Below are 17822 nucleotides of genomic sequence, written 5' to 3' on the forward strand. Positions count from 1 at the left end.
CAGGGTGGGTGCCATGGTCAACCGGCTCGCCGCGTCCACCTCCCCCTACCTCCTCCAGCACGCCGACAACCCTGTCCACTGGCAGGAGTGGGGTGTCGAGGCCTTCGAGGAGGCCCGCCGGCGCGACGTCCCGGTCCTGCTGTCCGTCGGGTACGCCGCGTGCCACTGGTGCCACGTCATGGCCCACGAGTCGTTCGAGGACGAGCGGGTCGCCGAGGTCCTCAACGCGGGCTTCGTCGCGGTGAAGGTGGACCGGGAGGAGCGTCCCGACGTCGACGCCGTCTACATGAACGCCACGACCGCGCTCACCGGGCACGGGGGCTGGCCCATGACGTGCGTCCTCACGCCCGAGGGCGACCCGTTCTTCGCCGGCACCTACTTCCCGCGCGAGCAGTTCCTCTCGTTGCTCGCCAACGTCGCACGGGTGTGGTCCGAGCAGCGGGAGGACGTCCTCGCGTCGGGTGCCCACATCGCTGCCCAGCTCCGCGAGATGACGGCGGTCGGCGCTCCCCTGGCCGTCACCGACGAGGCGACGGCAACGGCGGTGGGACTGCTGTGCCGGCACCACGACGACGCCCGCGGCGGCTTCGGGGGCGCCCCCAAGTTCCCGCCGTCGATGGTCCTCGAGTTCCTCCTGCGCCACCACGCCCGGACCGGTGACGCCGACGCCCTCGCGATGGCCCGCGGCACCTGCGAGGCGATGGCCCGCGGCGGCATCCACGACCAGCTCGCCGGCGGCTTCGCCCGGTATGCCGTGGACGCGGACTGGGTCGTCCCGCACTTCGAGAAGATGCTCTACGACAACGCCCAGCTCCTGCGCGTCTACACCCACCTGTGGCGCGCCACGTCGGAGCCGCTGTGGCGCCGGATCGCCTGTGGGACGGCCGACTTCATCGTGCGGGACCTCGGCACGGAGCAGGGCGGGTTCGCCTCGGCACTCGACGCGGACACGCTCGTCGACGGCGTCGGGGTCGAGGGCGCGACCTACGCCTGGACCCCCGACCAGCTCGTGGAGGTGCTCGGCGAGGACGACGGTCGCACCGCCGCCACGCTGCTCTCGGTCACTCCCGAAGGCACGTTCGAGCACGGCGCCTCGACCCTCCAGCTGCGCACCGACCCCGAGGACGCGCAGTGGTGGGCCGACGTCCGGTCTCGCCTGCTCACCGCCCGCGGCGAGCGCCCCCAGCCCGCCCGGGACGACAAGGTCGTCACCTCGTGGAACGGCCTCGCCATCGCCGGCCTCGCCGACGCGGGCGTCCTGCTCGACCGACCCGACCTCGTCGAGGCCGCCGTCCGCTGCGCCGAGTTCGTCGTGGCGACGCACGTCGTCGACGGACGTCTGCGACGGGCCTCGCGCGACGGGACGGTGGGTGACGCCGCCGGTGTGGCCGACGACCACGGCAACCTCGCCGAGGGGCTGCTCGCCCTCCACCAGGCCACGGGTGACGCTCGCTGGCTGTCGGCCGCCGGGGAGGTCCTCGACACCGCGCTGGCCCACTTCCGCGACGACGACGGCGCCGTCCACGACACCGCCGACGACGCCGAACGGCTCTTCGCCCGGCCGCGCAGCCAGGCAGACAACGCCGAGCCGTCGGGGGTCTCCTCGCTCGCCGGGGCGTGGCTCACGTATGCCGCCCTCACGGGTTCGGCACGTCACCGTGAGGCCGCCGAGGCGGCCCTGTCGAGCGTGGGCTCCCTCGCCGCCCGGGACCCCCGCTTCGCCGGCTGGACGCTGGCGGTCGCCGAGGCCGCCCTGGCCGGGCCGCTCCAGGTCGCCGTCGTCGGTGACGGGCCGGTGGCCGCCGAGATGCTGGCGCTCGTGCGGGCGAGCACCTCCCCCGGTCTCGTCCTCGCCTCCGGGGCCCCCGACTCCCCCGGCCAGCCCCTGCTCGAGGGGAGGCCGGTCGTGGGGGGTGGGCCGACGGCATACGTGTGTCGTGGGTTCGTCTGTGACACACCGGTGTCCGACGCCGACGCGCTGCGGGCGGCCCTGCTCCGGGCCTAGAGGTCGACGGTTCCGTCGATCCGGGTCACCGCGTCGCCCGAGACCCAGACCTGGCCGTCGACCGCCTCGACGTGGACGCGACCGTCGCGACCGATGACCGAGCCCTGGCGCGCGACATAGCTGTCGGGCAGGGCCCCGGTGCCGATGAGCCACTGCGCCAGACCGGCGTTCGCGCTGCCGGTGACGGGGTCCTCGGCGAACTCGTTGCCGTCGGCGAAGAAGGCGCGCACCTCGACGTCGGCCCCGACGTCCGTCGCGGTGACCTCGTCCCAGCGACCGATGACGCACACCTTGAGGTCGGTGAACGACGCGAGGTCCGGCACGACCTCGACGACCGACTGCGCCGAGCCGAGGTCGACACCGACCCAGCCGGGTCCGTTGTCGACCCAGGCCATGTTCTCCACGCCCGAGTCCGAGAGGCCGAGCCCGCGGACGATGCGCGCACGGAGGTCTGCGTCCACCGCACCCGTGCGACGCAGCGGCGGTGCGGCGAATCCCAGCCGGGGAGAACGCCGCACGTCGACGAGCCCGGCGCCGCACTCCTGCACGACGGCGTCGCCGCGGGGCTCGCCCCCGGCCTCGAGCCAGGCGTGGGCGCTGCCGATCGTCGGGTGCCCCGCGAAGGGCAGCTCACCGCCGGTCGTCCAGATCCGCACGCGGTAGTCGGCACGAGGGTCGGTCGGCGCGCAGAGGAACGTCGTCTCCGACAGGTTGGTCCACCGCGCGAACGCCGCCATCTGCGCGTCGCTCAGCCCGTCGGCGTCGTGGACGACGGCGAGCGGGTTGCCGAGCCACGGCTCGGAGGAGAAGACGTCGACCTGGCGGAAGGGCAGCACCGGACCATCCCAGCACACCGCCGCGGGTCAGAGCGCGAGGAGCCGGTATGCCGGGTCGCGGGCTTCCAGCAGCCGTCCCGCCCGCGCGGGGTCGACGAAGGCCGCGGTTGCCCAGACGTCTGCCCAGAGCAGGTCCGGTCCCACCACGGTCGCGGACCCGGGGCGGTCGATGCCGCGCCCGGTGCGCGGGTCGACGATGTGGGCACCCCGGGCGGCGGCACCCGAGGTCGCGACGGCTCCGCGGGTGAGCGTGACGACCTCGGCGACCTCGCGGCGGTCGCGTGGGTCCTCGATCCCGATGCGCCACACCGGCGGGTCGTCGTGCCAGCCCCGGCCCGTGCCGACGACGACGTCGCCACCGGCCCCGATGCTGAACGAGATCCCCGGGACCGTCTCGAGGTGGGCCGATGCCGCCGACACCGCCCAGCCCTTGACGAGACCGGTCGGGTCGAACGTCGAGCGGCCGCCGGCCGTCGAGCGCCAGGCGCGGAAGAGCCCGTCGGTGCGGTCCTCGGCCTCGAGGCAGAGGTCGGTGACCTCGGCGACCCACGGGTGGGCGTCGTCGGCGTCGAGCTCGCCGTGCTGGAGGCGGAGCAGGTCACTGTCCGCACGCCACGTGCTGAGGACCCGGTCGACCCGGCGCAGGTGGGCGAGCACCCGATCGCTCGCCGCTTCGATGTCGGGCCGGTGCGGGTCCGTGGCCCGGACGTGGATGCTCACCGCCGTCCCCATCACGTGGTGGACGAATGCCCGACGGGTCGCAGCCGCCGGTGACGTCCGGACCGGGATCTCGAGGGTGCTCACAGCCCCGCCTGGTCGAGCGCCGACTGGAGCGACTGGATGTAGCCCTCGGAGGTGAAGGTCGCACCCGAGACCATGTCGATGCTCGAGCTCTGCGCCGACACCGCCTCGTCGTTGAGGATCGGCACCGCGCGGGAGTTGATCTCCTGGTCCTTGTGGTCGCTCCACGGGACCTCGGTGACGGTGGCGGCGGTGACCTTCCCCCCGGCGACGGTGATCTGCACCTGGACGTCGCCGTAGCGGGTCGACACCGCGTCACCGGTCACCGTCTTGGACGAGGATCCGCTGCTCGACGAGCCCGAGCCGCTCGACGAGCCGGTGCTGCTCGACGACCCGGAGCTGCCGGACGAGGACCCCGAGTCGGTGCCCGACGAGCCCGACGAGCTCGACGAGTCCGACGAGCCCGACGAGTCCGAGCTGCCCGTCGATCCCGAGCTCGTCCCGCCGGCAGCGGCGACGGCGCCGCCGTTGACGGGTGAGCTGATGCTCGTCGTCGTGCCCGACGAGGTGGACGTGTGATAGCTGAAGAGCAGGACGAGCATCGTCGCCGTGCTCGCGATCCACATGGTGATGCGGCGCATGGTCGTCTCCGGAGGTTCTCGTGAGGGTGGTCGTGGGTGGTGGTGGCGCGGCGGTTCAGTAGCTGAAGCGCTCGAGGTGGACGTGCTCCTCGGGCACGCCCGCGGAGATGGCCGCGGCCCGGGCCGCCTCCATCCAGCCGGGGCTGCCGCAGAGGAAGACGTCGTGGTCGGCGACGTCGGGGACGAGGTGGCGCAGCGCGTCGGCGTCCGACAGGTGCTCGGCTGCCACCGGCAGCCAGGTGTCGCGCCCGGGGACCCGCGGGCCGGCGACGAGGAGGTAGCGCCCGCCCCGCTCGTCGGCGAGGGCAGCGATCTCGTCGGCGAGGACGGCCGACCCGGTGTCGCGCACCCGGTGGATGACGGTGACGTCGCCGGGCTCGTGGTCGAGGTCCTCGAGCAGCGCGCGCATGGGCGTGATCCCGATGCCCGAGCCCATGAGCAGGACCTTGCGGCGGGTGCGCACTCCCTGGTGGAGCCGCCCGTAGGGGCCTTCGACGAGGACTCTCGTCCCGGCGCGCAGGGACGCCAGGCGCTCGGTCCCGTCACCCACGTGGGCGGCGGTGAAGCGCAGCGAGCGACCGTCGGGCGCCGCCGAGAGCGAGTACGGGTGCGCCCGCGTCCAGCCGGGGCCGTCGAGGAAGCGCCACTGGAAGAACTGGCCGCCGTGCGCCGCCAGCCGCTCGACGCCGGGACCCGTGACCGTCACTGTCGTCACGTCGGCCGCGTCGTGCCGGACCTCCGACACCCGCAGCGGCGCACGCAGCGACCGCACGACCGGGACGCCCACACGGAAGACGAGGACGGCACCGGCGGCGACGGCATACAGGCTCCACCAGAGCCACGTGGAGACGGGCGACGCCGTGAAGTCCCGACCGGTCCAGAGCTGGTGCGGCAGGGCCAGACCGGCGCCGAGGTAGCCGTAGAGGTGGATGAGGTGCCAGGACTCGTAGCGGAGCCGGGCGCGCGCCTTCTTCACCGAGGTGACGACGACCATGACGAGCGCGCCGGTGCCTGCGACGGCGAGCAGCATGCCCGGGTAGTTGACGACGAGGTCCCACGTGGTGCCCCAGAGCCCGAGGTCGGACGAGGCGGCGTAGCCCAGCACGATGAGCACGATGTGCCCGATCATGAGGTTGAACGACGTGAAGCCGACGAGCCGGTGCGTGCGCGCCAGCTCGTCCTGCCCCCAGGCCTGCTCGAACCACGGGACCCGCGCCATGAGCAGCACCTGCACGAGGAGGAGCGCAGAGGCGAGCAGCCCGGTGAGCCGCCCGACCGAGGTGAGCCCGTCGCCGAGGCCGCCGAGGTCGTGCACCCCGCCGTGGAGCACCCACAGGCAGGTCACGGCCACGAGCAGCGCCCACAGGGCGACCCCGGAGGCGTCACGCCACCAGAGCGGCACCGTGGCGGGCCTGCGGCGGGTCGTGGCCGTCAGGGGTGCGGGAGGGCCGGGCTGGGCCCACGTCGCGGCGGGGCTGATCGTCGTCATGCATCGACGGTCCCGCCGGACGCTGTGCGGTTGCTGTGGAGGCCCCCAGATCCCGCCGTGAGTCGCGGCGTCCCGGTGCGAGAGGCTCGGTCAGCCGGCTCGGACCACGACACCGTCGAGCAGCACGACGTCGGCGCGGTCCGCTCCGCCGTCGACGGTGCGGGCGTTGGCCTCGTCGGAGCGCAGCACCCACTCCGTGGCGTCGCCGAGCTCCCGTCCGGTCTCGACGTGGCGCGCCACGAGCCGCTCGACCCGGACGTCGCCGTCGAGCGCGCACCACCACACCTCGTCGAGCAGTGGCGGCACCGCGGTCCAGTCGGCGTCGTCGAGCAGGAGGTAGTTGCCCTCGCTCACGACGAGGTCCGCGGACAGGGGGACGACGAGCGAGTCCGGCACCGGCTCCCCCACCCCGTGGTCGAAGCTCGGCGCGGTGACGACCACGCGAGGCTCGGCGCGCACGGCCGCCAGCACACCGGCATACGCGGTCGTGTCGAAGGTGTCGGGAGCGCCCTTGCGGTCGCGGCGCTCGAGGGACTCGAGCTCGGCATTGGTGCGGTGGAAGCCGTCCATGGGCACGTGCGCGACCCGCCCGGACAGGCCGTCGTATGACGTCACGGCCGCGAGCAGCCGCGTCACCAGCGTGGTCTTGCCGGATCCCGGTGGCCCGGCGATGCCGAGCACGGCGCGACGGGGGGCGACGCGGGCGACGAGGTCGACCAGGCGCGGGAGGAGGTCCTCGACCTCCGGGGGCTCACCAGACACCGAGCACCTGCCCTCCGATCCGGACCGTGAACGCCGCGACGACGACGACGAAGACGATACGCACGAAACCGCTGCCACGGGAGACCGCCGTGCGTGCACCGACGTAGCCGCCGAGGAGGTTGGCGACGGCCATGACCGCACCGACCTTCCACATGACGTGCCCGCCGGGCGCGAAGACGGTGAGGGCGCCGAGGTTGGTGGCGAAGTTGGCGATCTTGGCCTTGGCGCTGGCCTCGAGGAACGCGTAGCCCATGAGCCCGACGAGCGCGAACACCATGAACGAACCGGTGCCGGGGCCGAGCGCGCCGTCGTAGATGCCGATGACGAAGCCGACGACCATCGCGACCACGGTGTGACGGGTGCCGTCCCACCGCAGCGCCGTGCTCGTGCCGAGCGAGGGCTTGAACAGCGTGTAGGCGCCGACGGCCACGAGCATGACGAGGATGATCGGGTTGAACGCCGACTTGGGGATGTGCAGGCCGATGAGCGCACCGCCGATCGCGCCGACATAGGCGACGGCCGCCATCGGCAGGGCGGTGCGCAGGTCCGGTCTCACGCGCCGCCAGTAGGTCGTGGCACTGGCGACGGTCCCCGCGATGGAGCCGATCTTGTTGGTGGCGAGCACCTGTGCCGGGCTCGCGCCGGGGAAGCCCAGCAGCAGCGCGGGGATCTGGATGAGCCCTCCCCCGCCGACGACCGCGTCGATCCAGCCGGCGACGAACCCGGCGAGGGCCATGAGCGCGAGCGTGGTCAGGCCGACGTCGCCGAGCGTCTCGGTCATGCGGCCGTCAGGCCTCCGACCAGGAGTCGACGATGTCGAGGATGTCGAGGAGCTCGTGGGCGACGGCGTCGGGCGTGACCTCGACGGCGACCTGCTGGTCGACCGGGATGTCCGAGTGCGGGATCCAGATCGCGCGCATGCCGACCTGCTGCGGACCGTGCACGTCCTCGAAGGGACGGTCGCCGACGTAGGCCGCCGCCTCGGGCTCGACACCCACCGCGTCGCACGCCGCCCGGAAGGCGTCGGCGTGCGGCTTCACGACGTGGATCTCGGACGAGTAGATGTCGGCGTCGAGCAGGTCGAGGACACCGTCGCGCTTGAACACCTCGCGGTGGTAGTCGCGCGACCAGATGGTGTTGGAGAGCACACCGACGCGAATTCCCCTCTCGCGCAGGCCCTCCCACACCGGGCGCACCTGGGCGTCCGTGTGCGTGTGCGGCTCCCAGAACCCGCGGTAGGCCGCGAGCGCAAGGTGGTGCCGGTCGTGCGTCGGGTCGATGCCGGCGTCGTCGAGGATGTCCTCGAGCGTGGCGCTCGAGTGGTCGGTGCGGCCCCGCCGCCACGCGCGGTCCTCGGCCTCGAGGATGCGCAGGGCGAGCGAGTCGGCCTCGGCGAGGTCCTCCGCGGGCATGTCGGCAGCGTCGACGGGGATGCCGTGGACCTCACGGGCGTAGACCCGCCACTGCTGCGGCAGGTCGACGTCGTGCCAGGGCGTGAGCGTCCCGCCCCAGTCGAAGATCACGGCCTCGAGGGGGCGGGACCCACTCATGCGCCGGCCTTCGTGGCGCCGGACGCGTCGCCGCGCACCTCGCGCAGCACCTCGTCGACGACCTCGTCGACGGCCACCTCGCGACGCTCGCCGGTGCGACGGTCCTTGATCTCGACGACGCCGTTCTCAAGCGACTTGCCGACGACGACGATCGTGGGCACGCCGATGAGCTCGGAGTCCTTGAACTTCACGCCGGGGCTGACCTTCTCGCGGTCGTCGTAGAGGACCTCGAGCCCCTGCGCCTCCAAGGCGGCGGTGAGCTCGTCGGCCTTGTCGAAGACCGAGCCGTCGCGGTCGCGGTTCTTGCCCGTGGCGACGACGTGGACGTCGGCGGGCGTGACGTTGCGCGGCCAGCACAGGCCGGACTCGTCGAGGTTGCCCTCGGCGATGGCGGCGACGGCGCGCGAGACACCGATGCCGTAGGAGCCCATCGTCACCGTGACGAGCTTGCCGTTCTCGTCGAGCACCTTGAGGTCGAGCGCCTCGGCGAACTTGCGGCCGAGCTGGAAGATGTGGCCCATCTCGATGCCGCGGGCGGTGTGCAGGACACCGTCGCCGTCGGGGCTCGGGTCGCCGTCGCGCACCTCGGCGGCCTGGATCGTGCCGTCGGCGGTGAAGTCACGGCCGTGCACGAGGTCGAGGACGTGCTTGCCGTGCTCGTCGGCCCCGGTGACCCAGGCGGAACCCTCGGCGATCGAGGGGTCGAGGAGGTAGCGGATGCCGGACGAGCGCTCCTCGCCGAGCACGCCGGGGCCGATGTAGCCCTTGGCCAGCGTCGGGTTGGCGGCGAAGTCCTTCTCGTCGAAGGCCTCGACCTCGGCCGGGCTCACCTGCGCCTCGAGCCGCTTGGCGTCGACCTCCCGGTCGCCGGGCACGCCGATGGCGAGCGGCTCACGCGTGCCGTCCGGGTGGACGAGCATGACGATGACGTTCTTGAGGGTGTCGGCGGCCGTCCACTCGCGACCGTCCTCGCGGGCGTGGTTCGCGTTGAGCGCGGCGACGAGCGTCTCGATCGTCGGGGTGTCGGGGGTGTCCTCGACGTGCGCGGCGGGCGTGCCCGACGCGTCGACGGCGGCGGCCTGGGCGACCACGACGGCCTCGACGTTCGCGGCATACGAACCGCTGTCGTTGCGGACGAAGGTGTCCTCGCCGATCGCGCTCACGGCGAGGAACTCCTCGCTCGCCGAGCCGCCCATCGCACCGGACATCGCGGCGACGATGACGTACTCGAACCCGAGCCGGTCGAAGATCCTGATGTAGGCCGCGCGGTGCGCGTCGTAGGACGCCTGCAGCCCCTCGTCGCTCACGTCGAACGAGTACGAGTCCTTCATGACGAACTCGCGCCCGCGCAGGAGACCGGCACGCGGACGCGCCTCGTCGCGGTACTTGTTCTGGATCTGGTAGATGGACAGCGGCAGGTCCTTGTAGGAGCTGTAGAGGTCCTTGACCGCGAGGGTGAACATCTCCTCGTGCGTCGGCCCGAGCAGGTAGTCGACACCCTTGCGGTCCTTGAGCCGGAAGATGTTGTCGCCGTACTCGGTCCAGCGGTTCGTCGCCTCGTAGGGCTCACGGGGCAGCAGCGCCGGGAAGGTCAGCTCCTGGGCGCCGATGGCGTCCATCTCCTCGCGCACGATCGTCTCGACGCGGCGCAGGACCTTGAGGCCGAGGGGCAGCCACGTGTAGATGCCGGGTGCGGCACGACGGATGTAGCCGGCGCGCACGAGGAGCCGGTGACCGGGCAGCTCGGCGTCGGCCGGGTCCTCGCGCAGGGTTCGCAGGAACAGCGAGGACATGCGCATGGCCACAGGAGGTCTCCAGAGTCTTGGTGGGGGGAACCCGCCAAGGATAACGACGACCCCGTATGCCGTTCACTCCCATTCCGGCGGACCTCGCCAAGGCGACCCGCGGATCGGGCGCGGGCAAGGTCTCGCCGTGGTGGTGGACGGGGGTTCAGGGCCGGGCGAAGACTCCTTCGACGAACCGGCTCAGCTGCCGGTCGTCGAGGTGGCGGGCGAGGTCGGCCTCGCTGATCATCCCGACGAGCCGGTGGTCGTGGATGACGGGGATGCGCTTGATCTGCTCGCGCCCCATCGTCTCGATGATCGTCGTCATGTCGGTGTCGGCGTCGACCCACGTGACCTTGCCCTGGGCGAGCTCGGCCGCGGTGCACATGCCCGGGTCCATGCCCTCGGCGACGCACTTGATGACGATGTCGCGGTCGGTGATGATGCCGTGCAGCTTCTGGTCGTTGCCGCAGATGGGCAGGGAGCCGACTCCGAGGTCCCGCATCATGCGGGCCGCCTCGTCGAGCGTCTGGTCCTCTGCGATGCACTGCGTCCCCGCGTGCATGATGTCTCGGGCCGTCGTCATGGGGACCTCCTCGGTGGTGGGACTCTTCCGGGGCGGCGCGGGGACGGCCTTGGGCGACGAAGGCCGGTCCGGCACGTCGTCGTTGCCACTCTCCTCCCGCCACCACCGGGGCACAAGACCCGGCGCGGGCCGGTCAGTCGGCGTCGACGTGGCGCGCGGACGGCGCCGCCCGGGGCAGTGCCGGGACCCACGTGAGCAGGGCCGCGCAGCCGTTGGCGAGGGCGACGACGACGAGCGCGGTCGACACTCCCCACCGCGACGCGACCTGCCCGGAGACGAGGACGCCGAGCGTCGCACCACCACCCCACGAGATCGTCCGCGAGGCCGTGCTCACGCGGGAGAGGAGCCGCTCGGGGATGACCTGCATCCGGTAGGTGACGGTGGCCGAGATGACGAGCACGTGCAGGGTCGCGTAGCCGAGGTAGACCGCGAGCGCGGGCCCGTAGTCGTCCAGCCGGCTCAGCGCGAGCAGCAGCATCGTCATCACCGGGAAGAGGACCTGGGCAAGACGGATCGCCCCGTGACGGCGGCTGAGCCGCGGCATGAGGAAGGAGGCGAGGAAGGCACCGGCCGCCCAGCTGCCGAAGAGCAGGCCGAAGCGCCACCCGCTCGTGCCGACGCCGAGGACCCGGTCGGCCCACGGCACGACGAGCCCGAGGAGGGCGGCGGCCGACCCAGCCCCGAAGACGGCGACCATCGCGAGCGGCCACAGGGTGGGGTGGCGCCGCAGAAACGTCAGCCCCTCGACGAGGTCTCCCCACAGGTCGCCTGCGGTGACCCGCCGCGTGCGGTCGCGGGCCGCGTTGAGGGCCGTGCGGATCGCGCGCACGAGCAGGACGCTGCCGAGGAACGACAGGACGTCGACGACGAGCAGGGTCGCCGGCGACCAGATGACGAGCGCGAGCCCCGCGGCGGCGGGCATCGCGACGTCGAGGACACCCTGCGTGCCCCAGATCCGCGCGTTGGCGTCGGGCAGCCTGGACCTGCCCACGAGCGTCGGCAGGGCCCCGGCACTGGACCCGTCGAAGAGCACCGCGGCCGACGCGGAGGCGAAGGCTGCGGCATACACGTGCGGGATGGTCAGCACCCCCATGAGGTGCGCCAGCACGAGGCTCGCGATCGCCACGGCGCTCACGAGGTCGGCCACGATCATGATGCGCCGGCGGTCGAACCGGTCGCCGAGGACGCCGCCGACGAGACCGAAGAACGCCATCGAGAGGGTGCTCGTCGCCATGAGGGACGACGTGAGCGCGGGCGAGCCGGTGACCTGGTAGATGAGGACCGGCAGCGCGACGGCGGTGACCGACGAACCGACCATCGTCACCGCGCGCGACCCCCAGTAGCGCAGGAAGTCCGCGTCGCGCCACAGGGTCGGGGCCACGGTGCTCGTCACGGCCTCAGCCTAGGCTGGCCGCCATGGCGAGCGAGCTGACGATCGAGCGGGTGCTGACCCTCGTCGAGCTCGTGCCACGGGGGCGGGTCGTGAGCTACGGCGACCTCGGCGCGATCGTGGGCATCGGCCCCCGGCAGGTGGGGTCGTTCATGGCCCACCACAGCGAAGGGCTCCCGTGGTGGCGGGTGACCAACGCCGCCGGCGACCTCCCCCGCGACCTCCTCGACAAGGCGCGACCTCACTGGGCCGACGAGGGGATCCTCGTCAAGCGCAACGGTCTGGGCTGCCGCATCGCGGACTACCGCGCCGACCTCGAGGCCCTGGCCACGGCATACCGGGTCCGCATCGCGGAGACGCTCGACCGCATGGGCACCGCGATCCCGCACACGAGCAACCCGGCGGCTGCTGCGCTCGCCGCCGCGGGCGTGACGACCCTCGAGGAGCTGAGCGAGTGGCGTCGGGCGGACGTCCTCGCCCTGCACGGGATGGGGCCGAAGGCGCTGGGGATGCTCGACTCGGCGCTCGTCGGGGCCGGTCTCGGGTGGAGGCAGTGAGGCGCTGACGGGCGCGCGTCAGGCGGTGCCGGCCTCCGCGACCCGCTTGAGCCGGGCCAGTCCCTTGTCGAAGTCCTGGCCGACGAGCTTCTCGGTGGGCATGAACCGCGTGAACAGGGCGGTGAGACCGGTCGTGGTGCCGCGCATCGTCCAGTCGACGTTCGTGCCCTCGCCGACCGGTGTGAGCGCGAACTCGATCTCGTTGTCGGCCTTGAAGGGCTTGAGGAAGCGCAGGTCGATCCCGATCCGGTCCGGGGTGGACCGGGTGATCTCCATCGACCCCTGCCCGGCCTTGCGGTTGCCCTGCCACTCGTAGCGCGCGCCGACCCCGTGGTCGGACCCCGAGTGGGCGCGTCGCATCCCCGGGTCGACGTCCTCCCAGGGCGACCATGCCTCCCACCGGTGGAAGTCGTCGATGAGGGCGTGGACCACTGCGGGCGGCGCGGCGATGCTGGTGCTGCGGGTGAACTCGAAGGCGGCCATGTCGCCAGCGTAGGACCGAGGCGGTCGCGGCCGAGGTCGTTCGCGGAGCCCGGCTGGGTCAGAGCCGCCCGGCGGCGCGCAGCGCGGTCCTGATGAGCGGGAGCTGCAGCGGCAGGCGTGCCACGGTGCCGGCGAAGAACGCCTTCGAGCCGGTGTCGCCGCGGCGCTGCGCGCGCCTGGCGTGGTCGGCGGTCATCTGGACGTTGGCCGGGAAGACGCCGACGAGCAGCGCGGCGCTGGCCAGGCCCGCGGCCTTGCGGGTGCGCGGGTGGAGCAGCCCGAGGGCGCAGACGATCTCGGCGACGCCGCTGACGTAGACGAGCTCACGCTTGCGGGGCAGCACGTGCGGCACGATCCCCTCGAAGGTCTGCGGCCGCACCAGGTGGGTCGTGCCCGAGGTGAGGAACAGGGTCGCGAGTCCGATGGTGGCCTTGTCGAGCGGAGGGGTCGTCAGCGGCATACGGCCCATCGTGACAAACCGCGCCCCCGCTGCACGGGCGGCGGGGGCGCGGTCTGGCACACGGTCGAGCGAGTGGGGTCAGGCGGTGGGTCAGACGGTGGGCGGAGCCGGGGATGGCGTGACCCGGTCGTCGCCGCGCAGCGGGGCGGTTGCGGGCGCGGGCCGCGACGGGGCGATGCCGAGCCCGGAGCGCAGGGCGTTGCCGCCCTTGCCGACGTGACCGGCGTACTTGGGGCCGACCCTCTTGCTCACCGTCGACTCGACCTTGCCGATGGCCGACGAGACGGAGTCGGGGTTCTTGCGGGCGTAGTCACGGGCCTGCTTGGCCAGGCCGGCGAGCGCGGCGAGCTTGATGACACCACGAGCCATGGGGTCCTCCTGAAGTTGGGGATGGTCTGCCGGGGGAACTCGCGGGACGTGCACGGGGTTCCCGCCGGGTCCGCCCCAGTCTGCGTCGTGCGTGCGGCCTGAAGGGCCCCACGAGTGACCCAATGGTCCTTGACCAACTCCTGAGGTGGTGCTGACCGTGCCCTTGCCCGGGCCCTCCTAGCGTCGAAGTGCCAGCCGAACCGGCTCGGCACCACAACCCACGACCCACGACCCACGACCCACGACCCACGACGCAGGAGGAACCCCGATGACTCTGCTCGCCACCCGAGGCGCCCGCGCGGCTGCCGTTGCCGCCGTCTCGTTCGCCGCCGTCCTCACCACCGCACCCACGGCCTCGGCCGACACCAAGCTCACACACGCGCAGGCCACCGCCCAGCTCTCCGCCGCCGGCATCACCTGGTCCTCCAGCGGTGGCTGCAGCAACCGCAACGTGTCGACGTGCACGTCGTTCGACCAGGTGAACTCGGCCACGATCAGCGGTGTCGTCACCCTCAAGCGGTCGAGCGGCTGCGCGATCAACCTCACCGGTGGCACCGAGACGGGCCATGCGTCGGGCACCTACAGCCACTGGAACGGCTACAAGGTCGACATCGCCCTCGCCACGTGCATCAACAACTACGTGACGAACACCTTCGCGTATGCCGGTGTGCGCAGTGACGGTGCGACGCTCTACCGCTCGGGGGCGGGCAACATCTATGCCAAGGAGGGCAACCACTGGGACGTCCTCTACTACAACTGCGGCGGCTGCTGACCCTCCCCACGCTCCCGGTCCTCACAAACGAGGGACATGTCACGCACTTGTGAGGACCGGGAGACCGAGGCCGCGGGCGACCTGCACCATGAAGCGCCCAGGCTCCAGCCTCAGCCCGAGCAGCGGGATGCGCAGAACCCGGGTCGACCCCAGGGCCACCTCGTTGGCCCGGAGCGCGTCATCGGTCGGATTGAGCCCGAGCAGGTGGTGGCCACCGTCGATCTCGACGACCAACCCCTCCCACTCGGCGTCGAGGTAGACCCGCCCCGAGGGCCCCGTCCGCACACTCTGTCGCAGGGGCGGCGGCACGCCGTAGCGGCGGCACAGGGCAGTGAAGTCGAGCTCGCCGAGCGAGTGGGCCCCGTCGCAGACGTCGGGGATCACCTGGCCGAGCAGATCACGGCGGGGTGAGCGAGTCACACTCCGCCACGTGTCGAGGAGACGCAGTGGCCGCACCAGACGCTGCTGCACGGGCAGGCAGACGAGCAGGGCAGCCTGCCGGTCGCTCACCGCCCACTGGGCGGCATGGATCGTGGCCCACTCGGGGACCACCCGCGGCACGCCAGCCGTGATGCACCGCTCGAGAAGTCGGCGCTGGTGGAGGGTCACGCCGTCGACCGAGCGCGCCGTGGCCGACCTCGGGAGGCTGACGTCGATCGTGGACGGTGCGAACCCCACCATGCCGTGCACCACGAGGGCCGTCGCACCATCGAGCACCGCCCCCGGGCCCGACTCCCACACGGCGCGCCACAGGTCCGCGACCGGCTCCCTCGAGACCTCGAGCACCGCGACGGTGTGCAGTCCCCATGAACGCCAGCGCCCGCTGCAGCACTCCGTCCGCACGTCGTTGCGATCCACGCCCGCCGCGCGCAGGTCACGACGATGCACGACTCCGCCGTGCTCCGCCGCGAGTCCCACGGCAATCCGGCGTCTCTCCTGCTTGTCCATCACCCGATCGTCGGACGACACGGCGCGACGGGCCGGGGGCAGTTGGGCTTCCTGTGGATGCCTCAGGCCCAGTGCCGCGGCTGTGGATGACGAGGTCCTCACGAACGCGGCACATCTCCCCCGGTTGTGAGGACCGGGCGGCGGGTGGGGCGTGTCTGGATCGTGATGCGGCAGTTCGGCGGATCCTGCGCGGGCGGGCGGGCGGAGCGTCGATCATGGCTCGGCATGGAGGGTGAACGCAGGGGTGAGCTGGCGACGTCGGTGCGCTGGCTCGGCGCACCCCCGACGCTGGCCGCGCTGGTCGTGCTCCTCGTCAACGACCGCGTCCTCAAGGACCAGTGGCCCGGCGTGGTCACCGGCAAGCTCAGCGACGTCGCCGGGCTCGTGCTGGCTCCACCCCTGGTCGCCGTGCTGCTGGCCGCTCTGGGCGTCCCCCGCAGCCGGGCCTGGGCGATCGGCACCACCGGCGTCCTGTTCGCTGCGGCCAAGGGGCTGGCTGTCGGTAGCGCCCTCGCGTCCAGCGCGTGGTCCCTCGTCATGCCCTCCCTCGTGCGCCACGACCCGACGGACCTCGTGGCCCTGCCTGCACTGTGGCTCGCCTGGCGGACTGCCGGCTGGGCCGCGCGCCCCACCCCCTCCGCCCGGCGCCGGACCACGCTCGCCCTCGGCACGCTCGTGCTGCCCTGTGCCGTCTTCGCCACGACCGCGACCTCGTGCTCCCCCGCCGACGGGCTGCGCGAGGTCACCGTCTACGAAGGGGCGTTCACCGGCGGCACGGGCACCGAACGCCGGATCGTCACCTCCGACTGGTCGGCGGTGACGATCGACGGGACGGGTCGTATCCAGTCCCTCGCCAACCTCGACCGCGACCGGCTGGCGCGCGACTCCGGAGTGACGGCGACCTCGACCTGCTCCACGGCCTCACCCCAAAGGTGCTGGCGGCGTTCACCCGACCTGACGGCGGCGGTGGAGTCCAGCACCGACGGTGGCGCCACGTGGAGGACCGAGTTCGCGGTCGACCGGCGCCAGCTCAAGGCCGTACGTGAGGACGTCGGTGACGACACGTGCGGGTCGGAGCCGCCGCTGGGGGTCGTCGACCTCGCCGTCCTCGACGGTCCCGACGGCCAGGTCGTCGCGGCCGCGTCGTCGAACACCGGCCTGCTGCTGCGCGGCGCTGAAGGAGACTGGCGCCGGCTGTCGCTCGAGGAGCTGCACCGCAGCGCCGAGCCGCCACCCACGCCCGACCCCGAGGACCAGCTGCACCCCGTGGAGCCCACCCCCACCACGACGTCGCCCGCGCCGGCCACGACCCCGACGCGGACCCGCACGAGCGACCCACAGCCGAGCCCGACGTGCGCGACGCCGGTGACGAGCACCGTCACCCCCGACCCACGCAACGGACCTCCGACGACGGTCACCCGCTGCCGCTGACCCCACCCATCACGAACCGCCGGCCCCCGGTCACCCACCGAGCACCGGGAAGCACCCACTCCGGGGCTCAGAGGAGGACGGTGGTGAAGTCGCCGACGGCAGCGAAGCCCAGCGCCCGGTAGGTCGCGAGCGCCGCGGCGTTGAAGTCGTTGACGTAGAGCGAGACCATCGGCGCCGGCCCGGCCATGACCTGCTCCATGACCGACGCGAGCATCGGGACGGCAAGCCCCTGCCCGCGCAGGTGCGGCGCGAGCCACACCCCCTGCAGCTGCGCGCAGCCCAGCGCCAGCGACCCGATGTCGGTCTTGAAGATCACCTCGTCGTCCTCGACGACGACATACGTGTGACCGCGCGCGATGAGTGAGGCCAGCGACCCGCGATAGCTGCGCGCCGACCCGGAGTACGGCGCGTAGCCGATCTCCGCCGTGAACATGTGGGCGGCCGCGGGCAGGACGATGTCGACCTCGCTGGCCCGCGCCGGACGCACGCGCGGGTCGAGCTCGATCCCCAGCGCCGACGGTGGCGTCGACGTGGACAGCAGCGGCTGGTGCGCGCGGATCGCCCGCGGTTGCCCCCAGTGCGGCTCGAGGTCGTCCCAGAGGTCGACGACCTCCTCGCGCGGACCGAGCAACGACGCGACGCGACCGCGCCACCGACGCATGCGCTCGGCATACAGGGCCCTGGTCTCGGCCGTGGACTCGACCGGAACGACGTTGGCGCTCGCCCAGCACATCGACGTGAGGCGTCCGTCCTCACGCACGCCCATCGCCGACGAGACCGAACCCAGCGGGAGGGTCTCGAGGATGCGCGCGGCCACGAAGACGTGCGCCGCGACATTGCGCGAGCAGAGCTCGAGGGCGTCGTCGACGTCGGTGCGGGTGAGTGACCTCACCGGGCTACGGGTGCGGAGCACCCGCCCAGCCTAGGCGGCGAACCCGCGGTTCACCTGCCGTCGTGCACCAATTCACGACGATCCGGTATGCCGTCCGCCCACCCGGGCGACCCGCCGGCGGGCCCC

20 protein-coding genes are annotated in these 17822 nt (G+C 72.5%); 5 read left to right on the forward strand and 15 right to left on the reverse strand.

The genetic code is table 11. From position 1 onward, the window contains the following. Positions 1 to 13: 13 nt before the first annotated feature. Positions 14 to 2005 (forward strand): thioredoxin domain-containing protein, encoded by a 1992-nt coding sequence (locus tag KLO01_RS00295; protein WP_147061553.1) that lies wholly within the window; start codon positions 14 to 16, stop codon positions 2003 to 2005. Here KLO01_RS00295 and KLO01_RS00300 read toward each other — a convergent pair. From KLO01_RS00300 to KLO01_RS17525, 3 genes are read right to left on the reverse strand one after another with little or no spacing between them, the layout of a single operon-like run. Further along, a complete protein-coding gene (locus tag KLO01_RS00300) occupies positions 2002 to 2841 on the reverse strand; it encodes a PhzF family phenazine biosynthesis protein (protein WP_147061554.1) in 840 nt (279 codons plus the stop codon). The genes KLO01_RS00295 and KLO01_RS00300 overlap by 4 nt on opposite strands. A gap of 27 nt (positions 2842 to 2868) precedes the next feature. Then, positions 2869 to 3645, reverse strand: coding sequence for an FAD:protein FMN transferase (locus KLO01_RS00305; RefSeq protein WP_147061556.1), 777 nt, complete (start codon positions 3643 to 3645; stop codon positions 2869 to 2871). After that, complete coding sequence (locus KLO01_RS17525) at positions 3642 to 3908, reverse strand: FMN-binding protein (RefSeq protein WP_307725648.1); 267 nt, start codon at positions 3906 to 3908, stop codon at positions 3642 to 3644. The genes KLO01_RS00305 and KLO01_RS17525 overlap by 4 nt, the downstream gene beginning before the upstream one ends. Before the next feature lie 4 nt (positions 3909 to 3912). Between KLO01_RS17525 and KLO01_RS17530 the strand changes: the two genes are divergently transcribed. Next, entirely contained in the window at positions 3913 to 4161 is a 249-nt protein-coding gene (locus KLO01_RS17530) for a hypothetical protein (protein ID WP_307725649.1), read from the forward strand. Between the two features lie 117 nt (positions 4162 to 4278). Here KLO01_RS17530 and KLO01_RS00315 read toward each other — a convergent pair whose 3' ends face one another. The 7 genes from KLO01_RS00315 to KLO01_RS00345 form a co-directional block, all read right to left on the reverse strand. After that, complete coding sequence (locus KLO01_RS00315; RefSeq protein ID WP_147061559.1) at positions 4279 to 5712, reverse strand: ferredoxin reductase family protein; 1434 nt, start codon at positions 5710 to 5712, stop codon at positions 4279 to 4281. Between the two features lie 90 nt (positions 5713 to 5802). After that, the gene (locus KLO01_RS00320; RefSeq protein WP_147061561.1) at positions 5803 to 6474 is read right to left on the reverse strand and encodes a nucleoside/nucleotide kinase family protein; all 672 of its coding nucleotides are present in this window, start codon (positions 6472 to 6474) and stop codon (positions 5803 to 5805) included. After that, the gene (locus KLO01_RS00325; RefSeq protein ID WP_147061562.1) at positions 6464 to 7255 is read right to left on the reverse strand and encodes a TSUP family transporter; all 792 of its coding nucleotides are present in this window, start codon (positions 7253 to 7255) and stop codon (positions 6464 to 6466) included. Before KLO01_RS00325 ends, KLO01_RS00320 begins: the two co-directional genes overlap by 11 nt. Before the next feature lie 7 nt (positions 7256 to 7262). Continuing rightward, a complete protein-coding gene (locus KLO01_RS00330) occupies positions 7263 to 8024 on the reverse strand; it encodes an HAD family hydrolase (RefSeq protein WP_147061564.1) in 762 nt (253 codons plus the stop codon). Beyond that, positions 8021 to 9829: a proline--tRNA ligase gene (locus KLO01_RS00335; protein WP_186827863.1), complete on the reverse strand. Its 1809-nt coding sequence runs from the start codon at positions 9827 to 9829 to the stop codon at positions 8021 to 8023. The genes KLO01_RS00330 and KLO01_RS00335 overlap by 4 nt, the downstream gene beginning before the upstream one ends. Positions 9830 to 9974: 145 nt before the next feature. Continuing rightward, entirely contained in the window at positions 9975 to 10394 is a 420-nt protein-coding gene (locus KLO01_RS00340; RefSeq protein WP_147061568.1) for a CBS domain-containing protein, read from the reverse strand. Between the two features lie 133 nt (positions 10395 to 10527). Beyond that, a complete protein-coding gene (locus KLO01_RS00345; RefSeq protein ID WP_147061569.1) occupies positions 10528 to 11787 on the reverse strand; it encodes an MFS transporter in 1260 nt (419 codons plus the stop codon). Positions 11788 to 11810: 23 nt separating this feature from the next. On the opposite strand from KLO01_RS00345, the gene KLO01_RS17535 reads away from it, so the two are divergent. Continuing rightward, positions 11811 to 12341, forward strand: a complete 531-nt coding sequence (locus KLO01_RS17535) for an MGMT family protein (protein WP_147061570.1) — start codon at positions 11811 to 11813, stop codon at positions 12339 to 12341. 18 nt (positions 12342 to 12359) lie between these two features. Here the strand turns inward: KLO01_RS17535 and KLO01_RS00355 are convergent, their stop codons facing one another. From KLO01_RS00355 to KLO01_RS00365, 3 genes are all read right to left on the reverse strand, one after another. Beyond that, positions 12360 to 12824: an SRPBCC family protein gene (locus KLO01_RS00355; RefSeq protein ID WP_147061571.1), complete on the reverse strand. Its 465-nt coding sequence runs from the start codon at positions 12822 to 12824 to the stop codon at positions 12360 to 12362. Between the two features lie 58 nt (positions 12825 to 12882). Then, positions 12883 to 13284, reverse strand: coding sequence for a DoxX family protein (locus tag KLO01_RS00360; protein WP_147061572.1), 402 nt, complete (start codon positions 13282 to 13284; stop codon positions 12883 to 12885). 90 nt (positions 13285 to 13374) lie between these two features. Beyond that, entirely contained in the window at positions 13375 to 13653 is a 279-nt protein-coding gene (locus KLO01_RS00365) for an antitoxin (RefSeq protein ID WP_147061573.1), read from the reverse strand. A gap of 268 nt (positions 13654 to 13921) precedes the next feature. Here KLO01_RS00365 and KLO01_RS00370 point away from each other — a divergent pair, with 268 nt between their 5' ends. Continuing rightward, positions 13922 to 14425, forward strand: coding sequence for a hypothetical protein (locus KLO01_RS00370; RefSeq protein ID WP_147061574.1), 504 nt, complete (start codon positions 13922 to 13924; stop codon positions 14423 to 14425). A gap of 39 nt (positions 14426 to 14464) precedes the next feature. Here KLO01_RS00370 and KLO01_RS00375 read toward each other — a convergent pair whose 3' ends face one another. After that, positions 14465 to 15373: a hypothetical protein gene (locus KLO01_RS00375; protein ID WP_147061575.1), complete on the reverse strand. Its 909-nt coding sequence runs from the start codon at positions 15371 to 15373 to the stop codon at positions 14465 to 14467. A 225-nt stretch (positions 15374 to 15598) separates the two neighbouring features. Between KLO01_RS00375 and KLO01_RS00380 the strand changes: the two genes are divergently transcribed. Further along, positions 15599 to 16804: a hypothetical protein gene (locus KLO01_RS00380; protein WP_147061576.1), complete on the forward strand. Its 1206-nt coding sequence runs from the start codon at positions 15599 to 15601 to the stop codon at positions 16802 to 16804. 67 nt (positions 16805 to 16871) lie between these two features. Here KLO01_RS00380 and KLO01_RS00385 read toward each other — a convergent pair whose 3' ends face one another. Next, on the reverse strand, positions 16872 to 17717 hold the full coding sequence (locus KLO01_RS00385) for a GNAT family N-acetyltransferase (protein ID WP_147061577.1): 846 nt from the start codon (positions 17715 to 17717) through the stop codon (positions 16872 to 16874). Positions 17718 to 17822: the final 105 nt, after the last annotated feature.

Origin of the sequence: Knoellia locipacati, from assembly GCF_007992835.1 — a bacterium.
Taxonomy (GTDB): domain Bacteria; phylum Actinomycetota; class Actinomycetes; order Actinomycetales; family Dermatophilaceae; genus Knoellia; species Knoellia locipacati.